Genomic DNA, 17,792 nt, shown 5'->3' with positions numbered 1-17,792 from the left:
CCACGCCACCCGCAAAAGGTTCGTACCAACAAGAGCGCCGCCATTTGCACGCGCCCCGGGGAGAATCACCGTTATGCCTGAAACCCAGACCGCCATCGCCGACATTCATATGCTCGACCGCGGTTATTCCCGCGAAGCTCGATCGCTGCTCTATCAGGCCTATCGCCATGAGCCAACCTTCGGCTACCTGTTCGAAGCCGAGCGTCCCGGCTACGAGCAACGGGTGCGGGCGACGGTGCGTGAGCTGGTCAAACAACACTTCCTTCAGGATCTGCCGGCCATCGGCCTGCTGGTCAACGATCGCTTGATCGGCATCGCCCTGATCGCGCCGCCGCAACGCCGTTTGGGTATCACCGAAAGTTGGGCGTGGCGTTTGCGTATGGTGCTCAGCACCGGTTTCCGCTGTACCCGCCGTTATCTGGAATACCACGACGCGGTCGCCGCCTGCGTGCCCAGCGATTCGGTGCACATGCTGCCGCTGCTGGGGATTCACCCGCAATTTCAAGGCAAACATTTCGGTGAACAACTGCTGACGGCGGTACACAACTGGTGCGCAGTCGATGAAACCTCGCAAGGCGTGGTGCTCGACACGGGTAACCCGCGCTATCTGGAATTCTATAAAAGGCAGGGTTACCAAGAGATCGGCGAAGTTGCCGTCGGGCCGGTGCGTGAACACGTATTTTTTCACGCCAATCCGCAGGTGTTACAAACTGCAACAGCATGACAATCGAACTTCTTGGGAAATTTCCTGTTCTATCACGCTCCCAAGCCCGTGATAGCATCCGCGCCTATGAAGTTTCCAGGAAGATTTACCAGTGGCGTGCTCCTGCTGTTAACCAGCTGCACGGCGCTGGCGCAAAGTGAATTGGATGTGCGGATCAAACCGTCCAACGATGAACTCAAGGCCAATATAGAAGGCTATATCGGCAGCCTCGGCGATCGTGACGAAGAAGCGCTGCAGCGCTTCAGTCGCGGTGCCGAAGAGCAGGCGCGCAAGGCGGCCCAGGCGTTGGGCTACTACCAGCCGCAGATCGAAAGTGACGTCAAGGGCGGCGAAAAACTGCGCCTGGTGTTGAATATCGATCCCGGCGAGCCGATTCGCCTGCGCAACGTGACCATCCGTGTCGACGGCCCGGCGGCCTCCCTCAAATCCTTTCGTGTACCGAAAAGCGACGTGCTGAAATCTGGTGCGGTGCTCAATCATGGGCGTTATGAAGACGCCAAAAGAATTATTCAGAATCAGGCTTCACGCTTCGGCTTCTTCAGTGGCCATTTCACCAGCCAGAAACTTTTGGTCGATCCGCGCGCCGGTGTCGCCGATGTAGAACTGATCTACGAAAGCGGCCCGCGCTATGCGCTGGGCAAGGTCACATTCGAAGGCGACACGCCGTTCGACGAAGACCTGCTGCAACGCATGGTGCCGTTCAAGGAGGGCGAACCCTACGACTCCGAGCTGATCGCTGAACTCAATCGCGATCTGCAATCGAGCGGTTACTTCGAGGGCGTACGCGTCGATGCCGCACCGACCACGGCGAAAAATGACGTGATCCCCGTGGACGTCAAACTCGACACGCGCAAACCACGGACCATGGGCCTGGGCCTGGGTTATTCGACCGACGTCGGCCCGCGCATCAAAGCCAACTGGACCCGCCATTGGGTCAACCCGCAAGGCGACAGCTATGGCTGGGAAGCCGAACTGTCGGCGCCACGGCAAAACGTCGGGCTGTTCTACGACATCCCGCTCGACCCGCCACTGACAGACAAACTGCGTTGGGCCGGCGGTTATCAGTTCGAAGACATCGACGGTTCCGACACGCTCAGCAAACTGCTGACCTTCGGCCCGGAATGGCACAGCAAGTTGCCAAGCGGCTGGCAGCGGGTGATCTCGCTGAAATGGCAGCGCGAAGAATATGAGCTGGGCGACGACTCGGGTCTGAGTACCTTGCTGATGCCCGGCATCAGTTATTCCTACCTGAAAAGCGACAACCGCATCGACCCGCACAACGGCTATCGCCTGAGCTTCGAAAGCAAAGTGGCCAAGGAAGGCATCGGCTCGGACAACAACCTTTTATATGGCACCGCGCTGGTCAAAGGCCTGACCACAGTGTTCGATAAACACCGCTTCCTCGGCCGCGTGCAGGTCGGCGGCAGCGCCACCAACGGTTACAACTCGATTCCGCCGTCGCTGCGCTTCTTTGCCGGTGGCGATCAGAGCGTGCGCGGTTACGACTACCAGAGTCTGTCGCCGAAAAACTCCGACGGTGATCGGATCGGCGGCCGTTACATGGTCGCTGGCAGCGTCGAGTATCAATATTCGATCGCCGAGAAATGGCGCGTCGCGACTTTCGTCGATCAGGGCAACTCCTTCAATAAACTCGAACTGCCGAACCTCAAGACCGGGGTCGGTATTGGTGTGCGCTGGGTCTCGCCGGTGGGGCCGATCCGCCTCGACCTGGCCCACGCACTCGACGACGATGGCGGCATCCGGCTGCACTTTTCCATGGGGCCTGAGCTGTGAAGCGTGGTTTGAAAATAACGGCGCTGGCGTTGTTGGCGCTGGTGTTGTTGATTGTATTGAGTGTCACCGCCGTACTCGGCACGGCGGCTGGCAGCCGTTGGGTGCTGGGCCTCGTGCCCGGCCTCAGCGTCGAGAATTTCCAGGGTCGCCTCGGCGGGCAGTGGAGCGCCGATCATCTGTTGTGGCAGCAGGACAGCAGTCGCGTCGAACTGAGCAAGGCGATCTTCGCTTGGTCGCCGTTGTGCCTGACGCGCATGACCCTGTGCATCGAACAGCTCAAGGCTGATCAGGTGATTCTGCAATTTCCACCGAGTGAAGAAGCCACCGAAAGCGGCCCGATCAAACTGCCGGATCTGCAATTGCCGGTGGCCATCGAACTGGGCGACGTAAAGGTCGGCAGTCTGCTGTTCAATGGCAGCGAACAGCTCAAGGGTTTGCAACTGGCAGCGCATTGGACTGCCCAGGGTATGCAGATTGAAAGTATCAAATTGCAGCGCGACGACCTCAGCCTGAACCTGTCCGGAACACTCACGCCGACCGGCAACTGGCCGCTGAACATCGCTGGTGACCTGACGTTGCCATCTCCCGGCACGGGGCCGTGGACATTGGCGTTGAAAGTCGACGGCGACCTGTTGAAAACCCTCAACCTGCACGCCGACAGCCGTGGCTACCTCGACGGTCAGTTGAGCGGCGAGCTGCAACCGCTGGCGGAAAACCTGCCGGCCAAGGTGCGCATCACTTCCGAGGCATTCAAGCCGAGCGCCGACCTGCCGGACACCCTGCAACTCAACCAACTGGTGCTGACCGGCGAAGGCGACCTGAAAAACGGTTACCAGCTCAACGGCAACGCGACGCTGCCCGCCGACAAAGGCCCGGTGGCGCTGCTGCTCAAAGGCAAAGTCGACGCCAGCGGCGCGCAGATTGCCGGCCTTGATCTGACAGCCAACGACAAGCAAAGCCTGAAGCTCACTGGCAGCGTCGATTGGAGCAAAGGCCTCAGCGCGCAAGCCAATATCAACTGGCAGGATTTCCCGTGGCATCGGCTCTATAACGAAATCGACGAACCTGAGGTCGCTTTACGTACCTTCACTGGCGAAGTCTCCTACACCGACGGTCAATACCTCGGCAACTTCGCCGCCGCACTGGATGGGCCGGCGGGCGCGTTTACGTTGAGCAGTCCGTTCAGCGGCAGCCTTACACAAATCGCTTTGCCTCAATTGAAAATGCAAGCCGGGCAGGGCAAGGCTGAAGGGCACGTCAACGTACAGTTCGCCGACGGCATTGCCTGGGACACGGCGCTGGATCTGTCGGCGCTGAATCCGGCTTATTGGGTTGCGGAATTGCCGGGCACTTTGGCCGGGCCGCTGAAGAGCAAGGGCGAAATGAAGAACGAACGCCTGAGCCTCACCGCTGATCTCGACTTGAAAGGCAAGCTGCGCGGTCAACCAGCGATCCTCCAGGCCAAGGCCGACGGCGCTGGCGAGCAGTGGAATCTCAACGCCCTGCAAATCCGGCTCGGCGACAACATCATTAACGGCAAGGGCAGCCTGCAACAGAAACTCACCGGGCAGATCGACATCAAGTTGTCGCGTCTGGCCCAGCTCTGGCCGCAGCTGCGTGGGCAGATCACTGGCCAGGTGAACGTCGCCGGTACGCTGAAGGCACCGCAGGGCAAACTCGACCTGCAAGGTTCGCAACTGGCGTTCCAGGACAATCGCCTGCAAAGCCTCAACCTCGATGCCACTCTCGACAGCGCACAGCGGGCGAAAATCGATCTGAAGGGCAGCGGCATTCAGGCCGGCAATACCTCGTTGGGCACGCTGACCGCCAGTGCTCAGGGCGATATCAAAAGCCAGAAACTCAACCTCGACCTGATCGGGCCGAAGCTGAAACTGGCCCTCGGTCTGGACGGCAATCTGGACAAAGGCAACTGGCGTGGGCGGCTGGCCAGCGGTGACATTCAGGCCGGCGGCCAGGACTGGAAACTGCAGAACCCAGCCAAGCTCGAACGTCTGGCTGACGGCAAGATCAACTTTGGCGCGCATTGCTGGATGTCCGGCGACGCCAGCCTGTGCGGTGAAGATCAGCGCCTGATGCCGGAGCCGAAACTGCGCTACCACCTCAAGCAGTTCCCGATCGAAAGCCTCGCACAGTGGATGCCAAAAGATTTCGCCTGGAAGGGCAAGCTCAACGCCGATCTGCAACTGGATCTGCCGGCCAGCGGCCCGAACGGCGTGGTCAGCATCGACGCCAGCGGTGGCACCTTGCGCATGAAAGAAAAGGATCAGTGGCTGGATTTCCCCTACCAGACGCTGAAACTCACCAGCAAATTGACGCCGAAGCGCGTCGACACCGAACTCAACTTCGTCGGCGGCAAGCTCGGCGAACTGATGGTGCAAGCGCAGCTCAATCCGCTGCCAAAAAACAAACCGCTGAGCGGCTCGTTCCGCCTCTCCGGGCTGGATCTGTCGGTGGCGCGGCCGTTTGTGCCGATGGTCGAGAAACTTACCGGGCGCCTCAACGGTAGCGGCACCATTTCCGGCGGACTGCTCGCGCCGTTGGTCAACGGCACCGTGCAACTGAGCGACGGCGAAGTGTCCGGCGCCGAGTTGCCGATGGAGCTGCAGAATCTGCAACTCACCGCAATGATTGCCGGCGAATCGGTGCGCCTCGACGGCGGCTGGAAAAGCGGCAAGAGCGGGCAGGGCAGTCTGAACGGCAATGTGGCCTGGGGTCAGGCACTGACAGTTGATCTGGCGCTCAAGGGCACGCAACTGCCGGTCACCGTCGAGCCGTACGCCAAGCTGGAAGTGGCGCCGGACCTGAAGATTTCCATGGCCGGCGATGAGTTGGCGATTGCCGGTAAAGTGCTGGTGCCGCGAGGCGAAATCACCGTGCGCGAATTGCCGCCGTCAACGGTGAAAGTCTCCGATGACACGATCATCGTCGGTGCGCAGACCGAAGAGGGCAAACCACCGATGGCGATGAAAATGGATATCGACGTGGTGGTCGGCGAAGACAAACTGGCCTTCGCCGGTTTCGGCCTGACCGCCAACGTGAAAGGGCACGTACACATCGGCGACAACATGGACACCCGTGGCGAGCTGTGGCTCAACGACGGCCGCTACAGTGCCTACGGCCAGCGCCTGCAAGTGCGGCGCGCGCGTCTGCTGTTCGCCGGCCCCCTCGATCAGCCATATCTGGACATCGAAGCGATTCGCCAGACCGACGACGTCATCGCCGGTATTCGCCTGAGCGGCAGCGCCGAGCAGCCGACCACACAGATCTTCTCCGAGCCGGCGATGAGTCAGGAGCAGGCGCTTTCCTATCTGGTCCTCGGCCGACCGCTGAGCACCAACGGCGAAGACAACAACATGCTCGCGCAAGCGGCGTTGGGGTTGGGCTTGATGGGCAGTTCCGGAGTCACCAGCAGCCTGGCCAAGGATCTGGGGATTCAGGACTTCCAGCTCGACACGGCGGGCAGCGGCGATGCCACCAGCGTGGTGGCCAGCGGCAATATTACCGAGAAGCTCAGTTTGCGTTATGGCGTGGGCGTGTTTGAACCGGCCAGCACCATTGCGTTGCGTTACAAGCTGAGCAAGAAGGTTTACGTCGAGGCGGCCAGTGGCGTGGCCAGTTCGCTGGATATTTTCTACAAGCGCGATTTCTGACGCGCGTTTCCCCCTGCCGGGTCGCGTCGCTGCGATCCGGCTTTTGCAGAATGAATTAGACTCAACGCTACTTGAATGCTGCGCGGTTGGCGGCTGCCCGAAAACAACAGAGACGCCTATGGTCCGCTTGAGTATGGTCTTGCTCGGTCACGAATTCGTCCGCAAGCGTTGGTCTGCGCTGGCGCTGACGGGCATCGTCTGGGGCGCGGCCGGCGTGGGCATCTTCATTGATGCGCTGGACGGGGTTTTGTATTTCCCGCTGCATCTTTTCGGTTATCTGTTGTTGCTCGAAGCCCTGATCCTGCTGCTGGTGCCGGCACCAACAGCCGGAACCGCTGCGGCCCTGCGCAGAGCGCGCGGACTGGCTTTTCTCTTGCTGGGACTGCTGATCGTCGACCGGCAACATGCCGCCGGGCTGATTCTGGCGGTGCTATTTGGCGGGGCTTTCATAATTGATGGGGTCTTCAGGCTGGCGGCTGCGGTGGTGGTGCGCTTTGTCGGTTGGCAAGTGTCGCTGCTGGCGGGGTTGTTCGAAATCGGCTTTGGCGTGTTTATCCTCGAACCGTACCCGACGCTGTACAAGGGCACGGTGCCGTTCTGCATCGGCATGAGCCTGTTTCTCACCGGTTGCGCCTTGTTGCGCCAAGCCGTGCGCTTCAAACACCAGCCGCCGCTGACCAGCCCTTTGTCGGTCAGTGCGCCGGCCAGCAGCGGCGCATTGGTGATTCACGTCTGGACCCCCAGTGGCACCGTCGACGACACCTTGGTGCGCAATCGGCTGCTCAACCGCTACATTGCGGCGGTCGATATCAACGGCGTGATCTCCGCCGGCCATGCGGCACTGGAATGTGGTCCGGACATTTACATCAGTCATTACCCGCAGGACGACATTGATCGTTCGGCGGGGGATTTCGTGCGCTTGCTGCGGGCGACGCCGAACAACGATGTCGCCGGCAGATTTTTGCCGGATTATGCCGGTGAGGTGGCGGACTGGTGCCCGTCTTCGGTGCAGGTCAGTTTTGCCCATTACGACGCCCGGCGCCTGCATGCGTTCTGGACGGAGTATCGGCAGAACAGCACGTACAACCTGACCAGCCGCAACTGTTCCAGCGCCGTCGCGCATAGCCTCGAAGCTGCGCTGGAAGGGGCGATGAACCGAGGTCATTCGAGCATGCTCGACTTCGCCCGAGTCATTTTCAGCCCCGAGTTCTGGGTCGCCGCGCAAGTGCGCAAGCGTGCCGAAGTGATGGCGTGGACGCCCGGGCTGGTGCTCGACTTTGCGCGAGCGTTGCATGCCGCCATCGAGCCGGCACCGCCGGGCTGGCACAGCATGTATGCGGTGACCAAACGTGCCTGCGGGTATGTGGCGACTGGCTTGCGCGGGCGCGAGGTGCATCCTGTGCAGCCGCCGCCTGTGCAGCCTTCTGACGAGTCCTGACCGACGTTACACCGAGTCGCGGCCTTCGCGAGCAGGCTCGCTCCCACAGGTTTTGTGTCGTTGCCAATATTGTTTGGCTGACGCAGGACCCTGTGGGAGCGAGCCTGCTCGCGAAGGCGTCCGCCTGTGCGACACAAAAACCAACTCCATTGCTCAACTAATTACCAAGCTTCCTAACTATTCCATTGACATTCGCTGCCTAGGCAGTAACATCTCGACATACATTCACTGCCTAGGCAGTTATTAGGTGAGCAAATGAAGCATTTCACCCCGGACGAATTCAAACATTGCCATCTCGGCCTGTTGCTTGGCCGTGCGGCGCTGCTCAAGGACCGGATCATCGACACCCACATGGAACCCCACGGCATCACCGCCGCGCAGTTCAAGGTGTTGATCATCATGGCCCAGTTCGGCGTCGATACCCCGGCCGAGCTGTGCCGGCATCTGTCGCTCGACAGCGGTTCGATGACGCGCATGCTCGATCGTCTGGAGCAGAAAGGCTTTCTGGCTCGTCAGCGCAGCGAAGGCGATCGCCGTCAGGTGCAGTTGAAACTGACCGAGCAAGGCCAGCAACTGGCCGATCGCCTGCCGCATATCGGCGCCGATGCGATGAATGAACTGGCCGGCGCCGTCACTCCGGACGAGTTGAAGACCCTGGAATACATCCTCAAGAAAATCCTGCTGGCAGCCGGTGACCCGATCACCATCCAGCGCTTAGGTGAACACAATGAGCGGTAAAACCTTGCGCAGCAGCCTGACGCTGGTGCTGTCGGCGATGATCCTCGCCGGTTGCGCCAATTACAGCGGCCTCGACACTCAAGGCCAGAACCTTGACCCCAAAAGCCTGAAAGTCGGCCAATCCCTCAACGGCGTGACCCTGTCGCCGGCCGCGTGGCCGAAAAGCGACTGGTGGACCAGCCTCGGCGATCCGCAACTCGATGGCCTGATCCGCGAAGCGCTGCACGACAGCCCGGACATGCAGATCGCCGAAGCGCGCGCCCATCAGGCCAGCGCCGCCGCGTATGCCGCCGATGCCGAGCGTTATCCGACCCTCGACGCCAGCGCCGGCATCAGCCGTTCGCGCCTGGCCAAGGATCAGGATCCGCTGGGGCAGGGCGATGCCTACGCCACCGTGCGTAACGTCAGCGCCGGTTTCAACTACAACTTCGACCTCTGGGGCGGTCAGCGTGACGCCTGGGAAGCTGCACTCGGTCAGGCCCGCGCGGCTGAAGTTGATCGTCAGGCCGCGCAGTTGACCCTGGCTGCCGACGTCGCCCGTGCCTACAGCGATCTCGGTCAGGCGCACATCGTTTACGACCTGGCTAACGACGACCTCAAGCGCACCAAGCAAATGCTCGACTTGAGCCAGCGTCGCCTGAGTTCCGGGATCGACAGCCAGTACCAGTTCCAGCAAACGCAAAGCCTGGAAGCCAGTTCCGAAGCCAGCCTGATCGACGCGGAAAAACGTCTGAACAGCGCCAAAATTGCCTTGGCCGTGCTGCTCGGCAAAGGCCCGGATCGCGGCAACGAAATCGCCCGACCGAAAGTCCTGCAAGCCAGCGCTGTCGCCGTGCCATCGGTGTTGCCGGCAGAACTGCTCGGTCGTCGCCCGGATCTGGTTGCTGCGCGCTGGCGCGTCGAAGCGGCGAGCAAAGACATCGACTCGGCGAAAACGCAGTTCTACCCCAACTTGAACCTCACGGCCTCGGCCGGTGCCGAATCTTTGTTGGGTGACGCGATGTTCGGCTCGGCCAGTCGCTTCTTCAACATTGCCCCGACCATCTCGGTGCCGATCTTCGACGGCGGACGCCTGCGCGCCAACCTCGATGCCCGCGACGCCGATTACGATCTGGCGGTGGCGCAGTACAACAAAAGCCTGGTGAAAGCACTGGGCGATGTCAGCGACACGATCAACCAGTTGCGTGACATCGACCGGCAGATCGGTGCGCAGCAACACGCCACCGACATTGCTCAGGACTCTTACAACACCGTCGTCCAGCGTTACGGTTCCGGCATCGGCAACTACCTGGACGTGCTCAGCATTGAGCAGCAATTGCTGCAGGCCCAGCGTCAACTGGCCAACCTCAATGCCGAGCAGATCGACCTGTCGATTCAACTGATGCAAGCGCTGGGCGGCGGCTTCCAGGGTGACACCCTGACCGCAGCCAACGCCAGCCCAGCCACGCCGCACAACTAATTCAAGGTACTTGTCATGGCCACTGCCGAAAACACTCAAGCTCAAGGCAACACCCCGGACACCGGCAACCCGCGCAAACGCAAAGTGATGCTGCTGGTGCTGGCCGTTGTGGTTGCACTCGCCTGCGCCGGCGTCTGGGCGTATCACGAATTCATCGGGCGCTTTAACGAAAGCACCGACGACGCCTACGTCAACGGTAACGTCGTCGAAATCACTCCGCTGGTCACCGGCACCGTGGTCAGCATCGGCGCTGACGATGGTGATCTGGTTCACGAAGGTCAGGTGCTGATCAACTTCGACCCGAACGACGCTGAAGTCGGCCTGCAAAGTGCCCAGGCGAAACTGGCGCGCACCGTGCGTCAGGTGCGCGGTTTGTACAGCAACGTTGACGGCATGAAAGCCCAGGTCAACGCGCAACAGGCCGAAGTGCAGAAAGCCCAGGACAACTACAACCGCCGGAAGAACCTGGCGCAGGGCGGGGCGATTTCCCAGGAAGAACTGTCTCACGCTCGTGACGACCTGACCTCGGCGCAAAACGCTCTGGCCAACGCCAAGCAGCAACTGAAAACCACCAGCGCGCTGGTCGACGACACCGTGGTGTCGTCGCACCCGGACGTGATGTCGGCCGCCGCCGATCTACGTCAGGCCTACCTGACCAATGCCCGCAGCACCTTGATCGCGCCGGTCACCGGTTACGTCGCCAAACGCACCGTGCAACTCGGTCAGCGTGTGCAGCCGGGCACGGCGTTGATGGCGGTGATTCCGCTGGATCAACTGTGGATCGACGCCAACTTCAAGGAAACCCAATTGCGTGACATGCGTATCGGTCAGCCAGTTGATATCGAATCCGACATCTACGGCAGCGACGTGAAATACAGCGGCACCGTCGACAGCCTCGGCGCCGGTACGGGTAGCGCGTTTGCCTTGTTGCCAGCGCAGAACGCCACTGGTAACTGGATCAAGATCGTGCAGCGTGTACCGGTGCGCATTCACATCAACGCCGAAGAACTGGCCAAGCATCCGCTGCGCGTTGGTCTGTCGACCAATGTTGAAGTGAACCTGCACGACCAGAGCGGTCCGGTACTGGCGCAGCAGCCACCGCAGAAAGCGTCGTTCAGCACCAACGTCTACGACCGCCAACTGGCTGAAGCCGACGCGATGATTGCGCAGCTGATCCACGACAACAGCGCCGCGGTGAGCAAAACCGCGCAACGCTGAATCTTTCCCCTGTGTGAGCGAGCCTGCTCGCGAATGCTGACTGATATTCAACTTGGAAGTTGTCTGACACAGCGCTTTCGCGAGCAGGCTCGCTCCCACAAAGGGCACGGCGACAACCTGGTTTCATAGGATTCACAATGAGCAATAACGCCTCTTTCACGCCGCCCAGCCTGTTGCTCAGCACCATCGGCCTGTCGCTGGCGACGTTCATGCAAGTGCTCGACACCACCATTGCCAACGTGGCGCTGCCGACGATTTCCGGCAACCTCGGGGTGAGTTCGGAGCAGGGCACCTGGGTGATCACCTCGTTTGCCGTGAGCAACGCGATTGCGCTGCCGCTGACCGGTTGGCTCAGCCGCCGTTTCGGCGAGGTGAAACTGTTTTTGTGGGCCACCATTCTGTTCGTGCTGGCCTCGTTTCTCTGCGGTATCTCGACATCGATGCCGGAACTGATCGGCTTCCGCGTGCTGCAAGGTCTGGTCGCCGGACCGTTGTACCCGATGACGCAAACCCTGTTGATCGCTGTCTATCCACCGGCGAGGCGCGGCATGGCCCTGGCGTTACTGGCGATGGTCACGGTGGTCGCGCCGATTGCCGGGCCGATTCTCGGTGGCTGGATTACCGACAGTTACAGCTGGCCGTGGATCTTCTTCATCAACGTGCCGATCGGCATCTTTGCGGTGATGGTGGTGCGCTCGCAACTGGCCAAACGTCCGGTGGAAACCAGCCGTCAGCCGATGGATTACGTCGGTCTGATCACGCTGATCATCGGTGTCGGCGCGTTGCAGGTGATCCTCGACAAGGGCAATGATCTGGACTGGTTCGAGTCGAACTTCATCATCATCGGCGCGGCGATTTCGGTGATTGCACTGGCGGTGTTCGTTATCTGGGAAATGACCGACCAGCATCCGGTGGTCAATCTGCGGTTGTTCGCCCACCGCAACTTTCGCATCGGCACACTGGTGTTGGTGCTGGGTTACGCCGGGTTCTTCGGCATCAACCTGATCCTGCCGCAATGGTTGCAAACGCAGATGGGCTACACCGCGACCTGGGCCGGTCTGGCCGTGGCGCCGATCGGCATTCTGCCGGTGCTGCTGTCGCCGTTTGTCGGCAAGTACGCGAACAAGTTCGACCTGCGTTTGCTGGCCGGGCTGGCGTTTCTGGCGATTGGCTTGAGTTGCTTCATGCGCGCTGGTTTCACCAATGAAGTCGACTTCCAGCACATCGCACTGGTGCAGCTGTTCATGGGTATTGGTGTGGCGCTGTTCTTCATGCCGACCTTGAGCATTTTGATGTCGGACTTGCCGCCGAGCCAGATTGCCGATGGTGCCGGTCTTGCGACTTTCCTGCGGACGTTGGGCGGTAGCTTTGCGGCGTCGCTGACCACGTGGATCTGGATTCGTCGGGCCGATCAGCATCATGCCTATATGAGCGAGAGCATCAGCACCTTCGAACCGGCGACTCGCGAGACCTTGAATCATTTGGGCGGGGCGAGCCAATCGGCTTATGCGCAGATGGATCAGATTTTGACCAGCCAGGCGTACATGCTCTCCACCGTGGATTACTTCACGCTGCTGGGCTGGGGGTTTATGGGGTTGATACTGATTGTGTGGCTGGCGAAACCGCCGTTTGCTGCCAAGGCAGGGCCGGCGGCTTCAGGGCATTAAGGTCAAAAGCCCCTCACCCTAACCCTCTCCCGGAGGGAGAGGGGACTGACCGTGGTTTGCTTTCGAGGTACGCCGACCTGAGCCACCGAGTTGAACTCTGGTTTGGGGAAAGCACGATTTGAGATTGTGAGTCGAACTCAGGTTTGAACAACATGAAGATCGGCTCCCTTCCCCCTCGCCCCCTTGGGGGAGAGGGCTGGGGTGAGGGGGTAGCGATCCTCAGCCGTGCGGCAAAGCCAGCGGCGGGGCAAAGTCGAACGGCGCCAACGCATACCCGCTCTCATCCACCTGCAACGCCCAACCCTGACGATCCCAATCCCCCAGCACAATCCGCTTCGCCGCCTGCTCACCGAGCTGCAACTTGTGAATCGCCGGGCGGTGGGTGTGCCCATGAATCAGGGTTTTCACGCCAAACTCCTGCATGATCCGCGGAATCTCCTCAGGCGTGACATCGACAATGTCATTGGCCTTCATCCGCGTCTGTGCCTTGCTCTCGCTGCGCAGTTTGCGCGCCAGTTTGTGGCGGCTGCTCAGCGGCAGATTGCGCAGGATAAACAGGGTGATCGGGTTACGCAGATAGCGGCGCAGCTTCATATAGCCGACGTCGCGGGTGCAGAGGCTGTCGCCGTGCATCAACAGCACCGGCTCGCCGTAAAACTGCACGACACTCGGATCCTTCAACAACGTACAGCCGGCCTGCTTGCAGAAGGCCTTGCCGAGCATGAAGTCGCGATTGCCGTGCATCAGAAAAATCGCCGTGCCGCTGTCGCTCAAATCGCGCAGGGCCTGGCAGATGGAGCGCTGGAACGGTGTCATGGCGTCGTCGCCAATCCACGCTTCGAAGAAGTCACCGAGAATGTACAACGCACTCGCCGAGCGGGCGCGTCCGGCGAGCAAATCCAGAAACGCCCGGGTTATGTCCGGGCGCTCCTCTTCCAGATGCAAGTCTGAAATCAGCAATATCACGCTTCGATGATCTCGGCTTTCTCGATGATCACGTCGTCTGCTGGTACGTCCTGGTGGCCGGCCTTGGAAGTGGTCGAAACACCTTTGATCTTGTCGACAACGTCAGTGCCGGCGGTGACTTTACCGAATACCGCGTAGCCCCAGCCCTGAGTGTTCTTGCCGCTGTGGTTGAGGAAGGTGTTGTCGGCAACGTTGATGAAGAACTGCGCGGAAGCCGAATGCGGCTCCATGGTGCGGGCCATGGCAACGGTGTACTTCTCGTTGGAGAGACCGTTGTCAGCTTCGTTCTGGATGCTTGGACGCTTGTCTTTCTTTTCCTTCATGCCTGGCTCGAAGCCGCCGCCCTGGATCATGAAGTTGCCGATGACACGGTGGAAAACGGTGTTTTCGTAGTGACCGGCCTTGACGTACTCGATGAAGTTGGCGACGGTGATCGGCGCCTTTTCAGCGTTCAGTTCGATGACGATGTCGCCATGATTGGTGGTCAATTTAACTTGAGTCATGATCGCTACTCTTTATAAGGAATTCGTGGTTCTGGGACATTCAGCCCCACAACCGGTTCAGCCTGCATCGGCCAAGGTGCGCAGTTTAGCGTGACAGACGCGAATTTCGAGGCTGTTTTTCAATTCCCGGCGATTAAATGCGCTCCTTTATAGGCCGTGCTCTGTCAGGCCCTTGACAGCATCGGCTATGATAGCGGCTTTGTTTTGTCTGGCCCCTCTGCGGCCGCGCACCTGTAAGTCAAGGATCCTATGAGCAAGCCCACTGTCGACCCTACCTCGAATGCCAAGTCCGGCCCTGCCGTGCCGGTCAATTTCCTGCGGCCGATCATCCAGGCAGACCTGGACTCGGGCAAGCACACGCAGATCGTCACCCGTTTCCCGCCTGAGCCCAACGGCTACCTGCACATCGGCCACGCCAAGTCGATCTGCGTGAACTTTGGCCTGGCCCAGGAGTTCGGCGGCGTCACGCACCTGCGTTTCGACGACACCAACCCGGCCAAGGAAGACCAGGAATACATCGACGCGATCGAAGCCGACGTCAAATGGCTGGGCTTTGAATGGTCCGGCGAAGTGCGCTACGCCTCGCAGTATTTCGACCAGTTGCACGATTGGGCCGTTGAGCTGATCAAGGCTGGCAAGGCCTACGTCGATGACCTGACGCCTGAACAAGGCAAGGAATACCGTGGCAGCCTGACCGAGCCGGGCAAAAACAGCCCGTTCCGCGACCGCTCCGTCGAAGAGAACCTCGACTGGTTCGCCCGCATGCGCGCCGGTGAGTTCCCGGACGGCGCCCGCGTGCTGCGCGCGAAGATCGACATGGCCTCGCCGAACATGAACCTGCGCGACCCGATCATGTATCGCATCCGTCACGCGCATCACCACCAGACCGGTGACAAGTGGTGCATCTACCCGAACTACGATTTCACCCACGGTCAGTCGGACGCCATCGAAGGCATCACCCACTCGATCTGCACCCTCGAGTTCGAAAGCCATCGTCCGCTGTACGAGTGGTTCCTCGACGCCTTGCCAGTGCCGGCGCACCCGCGTCAGTACGAGTTCAGCCGTCTGAACCTCAACTACACCATCACCAGCAAGCGCAAGCTCAAGCAACTGGTCGATGAAAAGCACGTGCATGGCTGGGACGATCCGCGCATGTCCACGCTGTCGGGCTTCCGCCGCCGTGGCTACACGCCAAAATCGATCCGCAACTTCTGCGAAATGATCGGCACCAACCGTTCCGACGGCGTGGTCGACTTCGGCATGCTCGAATTCAGCATCCGTGACGACCTCGACCAGACCGCACCGCGCGCGATGTGCGTACTGCGTCCGCTGAAAGTGGTGATCACCAACTACCCGGAAGGCCAGGTCGAGAACCTCGAACTGCCGCGCCACCCGAAAGAAGACATGGGCGTACGCGCACTGCCATTCGCCCGGGAAATCTACATCGACCGTGACGACTTCATGGAAGAGCCGCCAAAGGGTTACAAGCGCCTGGAACCGGCCGGTGAAGTGCGTCTGCGCGGCAGCTACGTGATCCGTGCCGACGAAGCGATCAAGGACGCCGACGGCAACATCGTCGAACTGCGTTGCTCGTACGACCCGGAAACGCTGGGCAAGAACCCTGAAGGTCGCAAGGTCAAAGGCGTGATTCACTGGGTGCCGGCTGCCGCCAGCGTCGAGTGCGAAGTGCGTCTGTACGATCGTCTGTTCCGTTCGGCCAACCCAGAGAAGGCTGAAGACAGCGCGAGTTTCCTCGACAACATCAACCCTGATTCGCTGCAGGTACTCACCGGTTGTCGTGCTGAGCCATCGCTTGGCAATGCACAGCCGGAAGACCGTTTCCAGTTCGAGCGCGAAGGCTACTTCGTTGCTGATTTGAAGGACTCGAAACCAGGTCAGCCGGTATTCAACCGTACCGTGACCCTGCGTGATTCGTGGGGCCAGTGATTCAGCGTCAAGGGAAATAACGTGCTAACGATCTACAACACGCTCACCAAGAGCAAAGAAGTTTTCAAGCCGCTGGATGGCAACAAGGTGCGCATGTACGTCTGCGGGATGACCGTGTACGACTACTGCCACCTCGGCCACGGCCGCAGCATGGTCGCGTTCGACCTGGTGACCCGCTGGTTGCGGTTCAGCGGTTACGACCTGACCTACGTGCGCAACATCACCGACATCGACGACAAGATCATCAATCGCGCCAACGAGAACGGTGAATCGTTCGAAGCGTTGACCGAGCGCATGATCGCCGCGATGCACGAAGACGAAGCGCGCCTGAACATCAAGAAGCCGGACATGGAACCGCGCGCCACGGATCACATTCCGGGCATGCACGCGATGATCCAGACCTTGATCGACAAAGGCTACGCCTACGCCCCGGGCAATGGCGACGTGTACTACCGCGTCGCCAAGTTCATGGGCTACGGCAAACTGTCGCGCAAGAAAATCGAAGACCTGCGCATCGGCGCGCGGATCGAAGTCGACGAGTCGAAACAGGATCCGCTCGACTTCGTCCTGTGGAAAGCCGCCAAACCGGGTGAGCCAAGCTGGGAATCGCCGTGGAGCGCCGGGCGTCCGGGCTGGCACATCGAGTGCTCGGTGATGTCCACCTGCTGCCTCGGCGAGACCTTCGATATTCATGGCGGCGGCAGCGACCTCGAGTTCCCGCACCACGAAAACGAAATCGCCCAGAGCGAAGCGGCCACCGGCAAGACCTACGCCAACGCGTGGATGCATTGCGGCATGATTCGCATCAATGGCGAGAAGATGTCCAAGTCCTTGAACAACTTCTTCACCATCCGCGACGTGCTGGAAAAGTACCACCCGGAAGTCGTGCGTTACTTGCTGGTGTCGAGCCATTACCGCAGCGCGATCAACTACTCGGAAGACAACCTCAAGGACGCCAAGGGCGCTCTCGAGCGTTTCTACCACGCGTTGAAAGGCCTGCCGACAGTGGCGCCGGCTGGCGGCGAAGCGTTTGTTGAACGTTTCACCACGGTGATGAACGACGACTTCGGTACGCCGGAAGCCTGTGCGGTGCTGTTCGAGATGGTGCGTGAGATCAACCGCCTGCGCGAGAGTGATCTTGAGGCGGCGGCGGGTCTGGCGGCACGTCTGAAAGAGCTGGCCAGCGTGTTGGGTGTGTTGCAACTTGAAGCGGATGACTTCCTGCAGGCGGGCGCTGAAGGGCGTGTCGATGCGGCTGAGGTTGATGCACTGATTGCGGCGCGTCTGGCGGCTCGGGCGGGCAAGGATTGGGCTGAGTCGGATCGGATTCGTGATCAGCTGACGGCGATGGGCGTTGTGTTGGAAGACGGCAAGGGTGGGACTACCTGGCGTTTGGCTGACTGAGATCAGGGACGCGGAGCGTCCCGGGCTGCATTCCCACGCGGAGCGTGGGAACGATCAACAAAACCCGCCTTGTGCGGGTTTTTGTTTGGCCGCGAGAAAAGCCCCTCACCCTCACCCTAACCCTCTCCCGGAGGGAGAGGGGACTGATTGGGGGATGCTCAAGAGATACGCCGACTTGAACGTGCTGCTTTGAATCCATAATCGACTGGTTTTTTCAGGTCGCCGCATCAAGCCAGACACCTCGGTCAGCCCCCTCTCCCTCC

General features: G+C 60.4%; 12 protein-coding genes. 10 read left to right on the top strand and 2 right to left on the bottom strand.

The window, feature by feature from the left end:
* The first annotated feature begins 73 nt into the window (after positions 1-73).
* The 8 genes from ACZZ0G_RS00935 (at position 74) to ACZZ0G_RS00900 (ending at position 12,709) form a co-directional block, all read left to right on the top strand.
* Positions 74-724, top strand: a complete 651-nt coding sequence (locus ACZZ0G_RS00935) for a GNAT family N-acetyltransferase (protein ID WP_064389274.1) — start codon at positions 74-76, stop codon at positions 722-724.
* 66 nt (positions 725-790) lie between these two features.
* Positions 791-2,518 (top strand): autotransporter assembly complex protein TamA, encoded by a 1,728-nt coding sequence (locus ACZZ0G_RS00930; RefSeq protein WP_463554973.1) that lies wholly within the window; start codon positions 791-793, stop codon positions 2,516-2,518.
* Positions 2,515-6,189, top strand: coding sequence for a translocation/assembly module TamB domain-containing protein (locus tag ACZZ0G_RS00925; RefSeq protein ID WP_463554972.1), 3,675 nt, complete (start codon positions 2,515-2,517; stop codon positions 6,187-6,189). The genes ACZZ0G_RS00930 and ACZZ0G_RS00925 overlap by 4 nt, the downstream gene beginning before the upstream one ends.
* A 118-nt stretch (positions 6,190-6,307) precedes the next feature.
* On the top strand, positions 6,308-7,627 hold the full coding sequence (locus tag ACZZ0G_RS00920) for a hypothetical protein (RefSeq protein ID WP_463554971.1): 1,320 nt from the start codon (positions 6,308-6,310) through the stop codon (positions 7,625-7,627).
* 255 nt (positions 7,628-7,882) lie between these two features.
* Entirely contained in the window at positions 7,883-8,365 is a 483-nt protein-coding gene (locus tag ACZZ0G_RS00915) for a MarR family winged helix-turn-helix transcriptional regulator (protein WP_077573642.1), read from the top strand.
* Positions 8,355-9,824 carry an efflux transporter outer membrane subunit gene (locus tag ACZZ0G_RS00910; RefSeq protein WP_463554970.1) on the top strand — a complete coding sequence of 490 codons (1,470 nt, stop codon included), beginning with the start codon at positions 8,355-8,357 and terminating at the stop codon, positions 9,822-9,824. Before ACZZ0G_RS00915 ends, ACZZ0G_RS00910 begins: the two co-directional genes overlap by 11 nt.
* Before the next feature lie 15 nt (positions 9,825-9,839).
* Positions 9,840-11,042: an HlyD family secretion protein gene (locus tag ACZZ0G_RS00905; protein WP_008082123.1), complete on the top strand. Its 1,203-nt coding sequence runs from the start codon at positions 9,840-9,842 to the stop codon at positions 11,040-11,042.
* A gap of 137 nt (positions 11,043-11,179) precedes the next feature.
* Positions 11,180-12,709: a DHA2 family efflux MFS transporter permease subunit gene (locus tag ACZZ0G_RS00900; protein ID WP_166224055.1), complete on the top strand. Its 1,530-nt coding sequence runs from the start codon at positions 11,180-11,182 to the stop codon at positions 12,707-12,709.
* Between the two features lie 219 nt (positions 12,710-12,928).
* On the opposite strand, the gene lpxH is transcribed toward ACZZ0G_RS00900, so the two are convergent.
* Positions 12,929-13,675 (bottom strand): UDP-2,3-diacylglucosamine diphosphatase, encoded by a 747-nt coding sequence (gene lpxH / locus ACZZ0G_RS00895; protein WP_463554969.1) that lies wholly within the window; start codon positions 13,673-13,675, stop codon positions 12,929-12,931.
* Positions 13,672-14,178, bottom strand: a complete 507-nt coding sequence (locus tag ACZZ0G_RS00890) for a peptidylprolyl isomerase (RefSeq protein ID WP_102901282.1) — start codon at positions 14,176-14,178, stop codon at positions 13,672-13,674. The genes lpxH and ACZZ0G_RS00890 overlap by 4 nt, the downstream gene beginning before the upstream one ends.
* Before the next feature lie 249 nt (positions 14,179-14,427).
* Here ACZZ0G_RS00890 and ACZZ0G_RS00885 point away from each other — a divergent pair, with 249 nt between their 5' ends.
* Together ACZZ0G_RS00885 and cysS are read left to right on the top strand one after the other, a co-directional pair.
* Entirely contained in the window at positions 14,428-16,125 is a 1,698-nt protein-coding gene (locus ACZZ0G_RS00885; protein WP_463554968.1) for a glutamine--tRNA ligase/YqeY domain fusion protein, read from the top strand.
* Between the two features lie 21 nt (positions 16,126-16,146).
* Complete coding sequence (gene cysS, locus ACZZ0G_RS00880; RefSeq protein ID WP_463554967.1) at positions 16,147-17,529, top strand: cysteine--tRNA ligase; 1,383 nt, start codon at positions 16,147-16,149, stop codon at positions 17,527-17,529.
* Positions 17,530-17,792 lie beyond the last annotated feature (263 nt).

The sequence above is a fragment of the Pseudomonas sp. AC169 genome, from assembly GCF_979258515.1.
The sequence above is the reverse complement of the archived record's forward strand: the minus strand, read 5'-3'. Positions and strand labels throughout refer to the sequence as shown.

What these genes read in the sequence shown, in the direction of transcription:
- ACZZ0G_RS00935 (WP_064389274.1), top strand. Translation starts at nt 74, where the DNA reads ATGCCTGAAACCCAGACCGCCATCGCCGACATTCATATGCTCGACCGC.
- ACZZ0G_RS00930 (WP_463554973.1), top strand. Translation starts at nt 791, where the DNA reads ATGAAGTTTCCAGGAAGATTTACCAGTGGCGTGCTCCTGCTGTTAACC.
- ACZZ0G_RS00920 (WP_463554971.1), top strand. Translation starts at nt 6,308, where the DNA reads ATGGTCCGCTTGAGTATGGTCTTGCTCGGTCACGAATTCGTCCGCAAG.
- ACZZ0G_RS00915 (WP_077573642.1), top strand. Translation starts at nt 7,883, where the DNA reads ATGAAGCATTTCACCCCGGACGAATTCAAACATTGCCATCTCGGCCTG.
- ACZZ0G_RS00910 (WP_463554970.1), top strand. Translation starts at nt 8,355, where the DNA reads ATGAGCGGTAAAACCTTGCGCAGCAGCCTGACGCTGGTGCTGTCGGCG.
- ACZZ0G_RS00905 (WP_008082123.1), top strand. Translation starts at nt 9,840, where the DNA reads ATGGCCACTGCCGAAAACACTCAAGCTCAAGGCAACACCCCGGACACC.
- ACZZ0G_RS00900 (WP_166224055.1), top strand. Translation starts at nt 11,180, where the DNA reads ATGAGCAATAACGCCTCTTTCACGCCGCCCAGCCTGTTGCTCAGCACC.
- ACZZ0G_RS00890 (WP_102901282.1), bottom strand. Translation starts at nt 14,178, where the DNA reads ATGACTCAAGTTAAATTGACCACCAATCATGGCGACATCGTCATCGAA.
- ACZZ0G_RS00885 (WP_463554968.1), top strand. Translation starts at nt 14,428, where the DNA reads ATGAGCAAGCCCACTGTCGACCCTACCTCGAATGCCAAGTCCGGCCCT.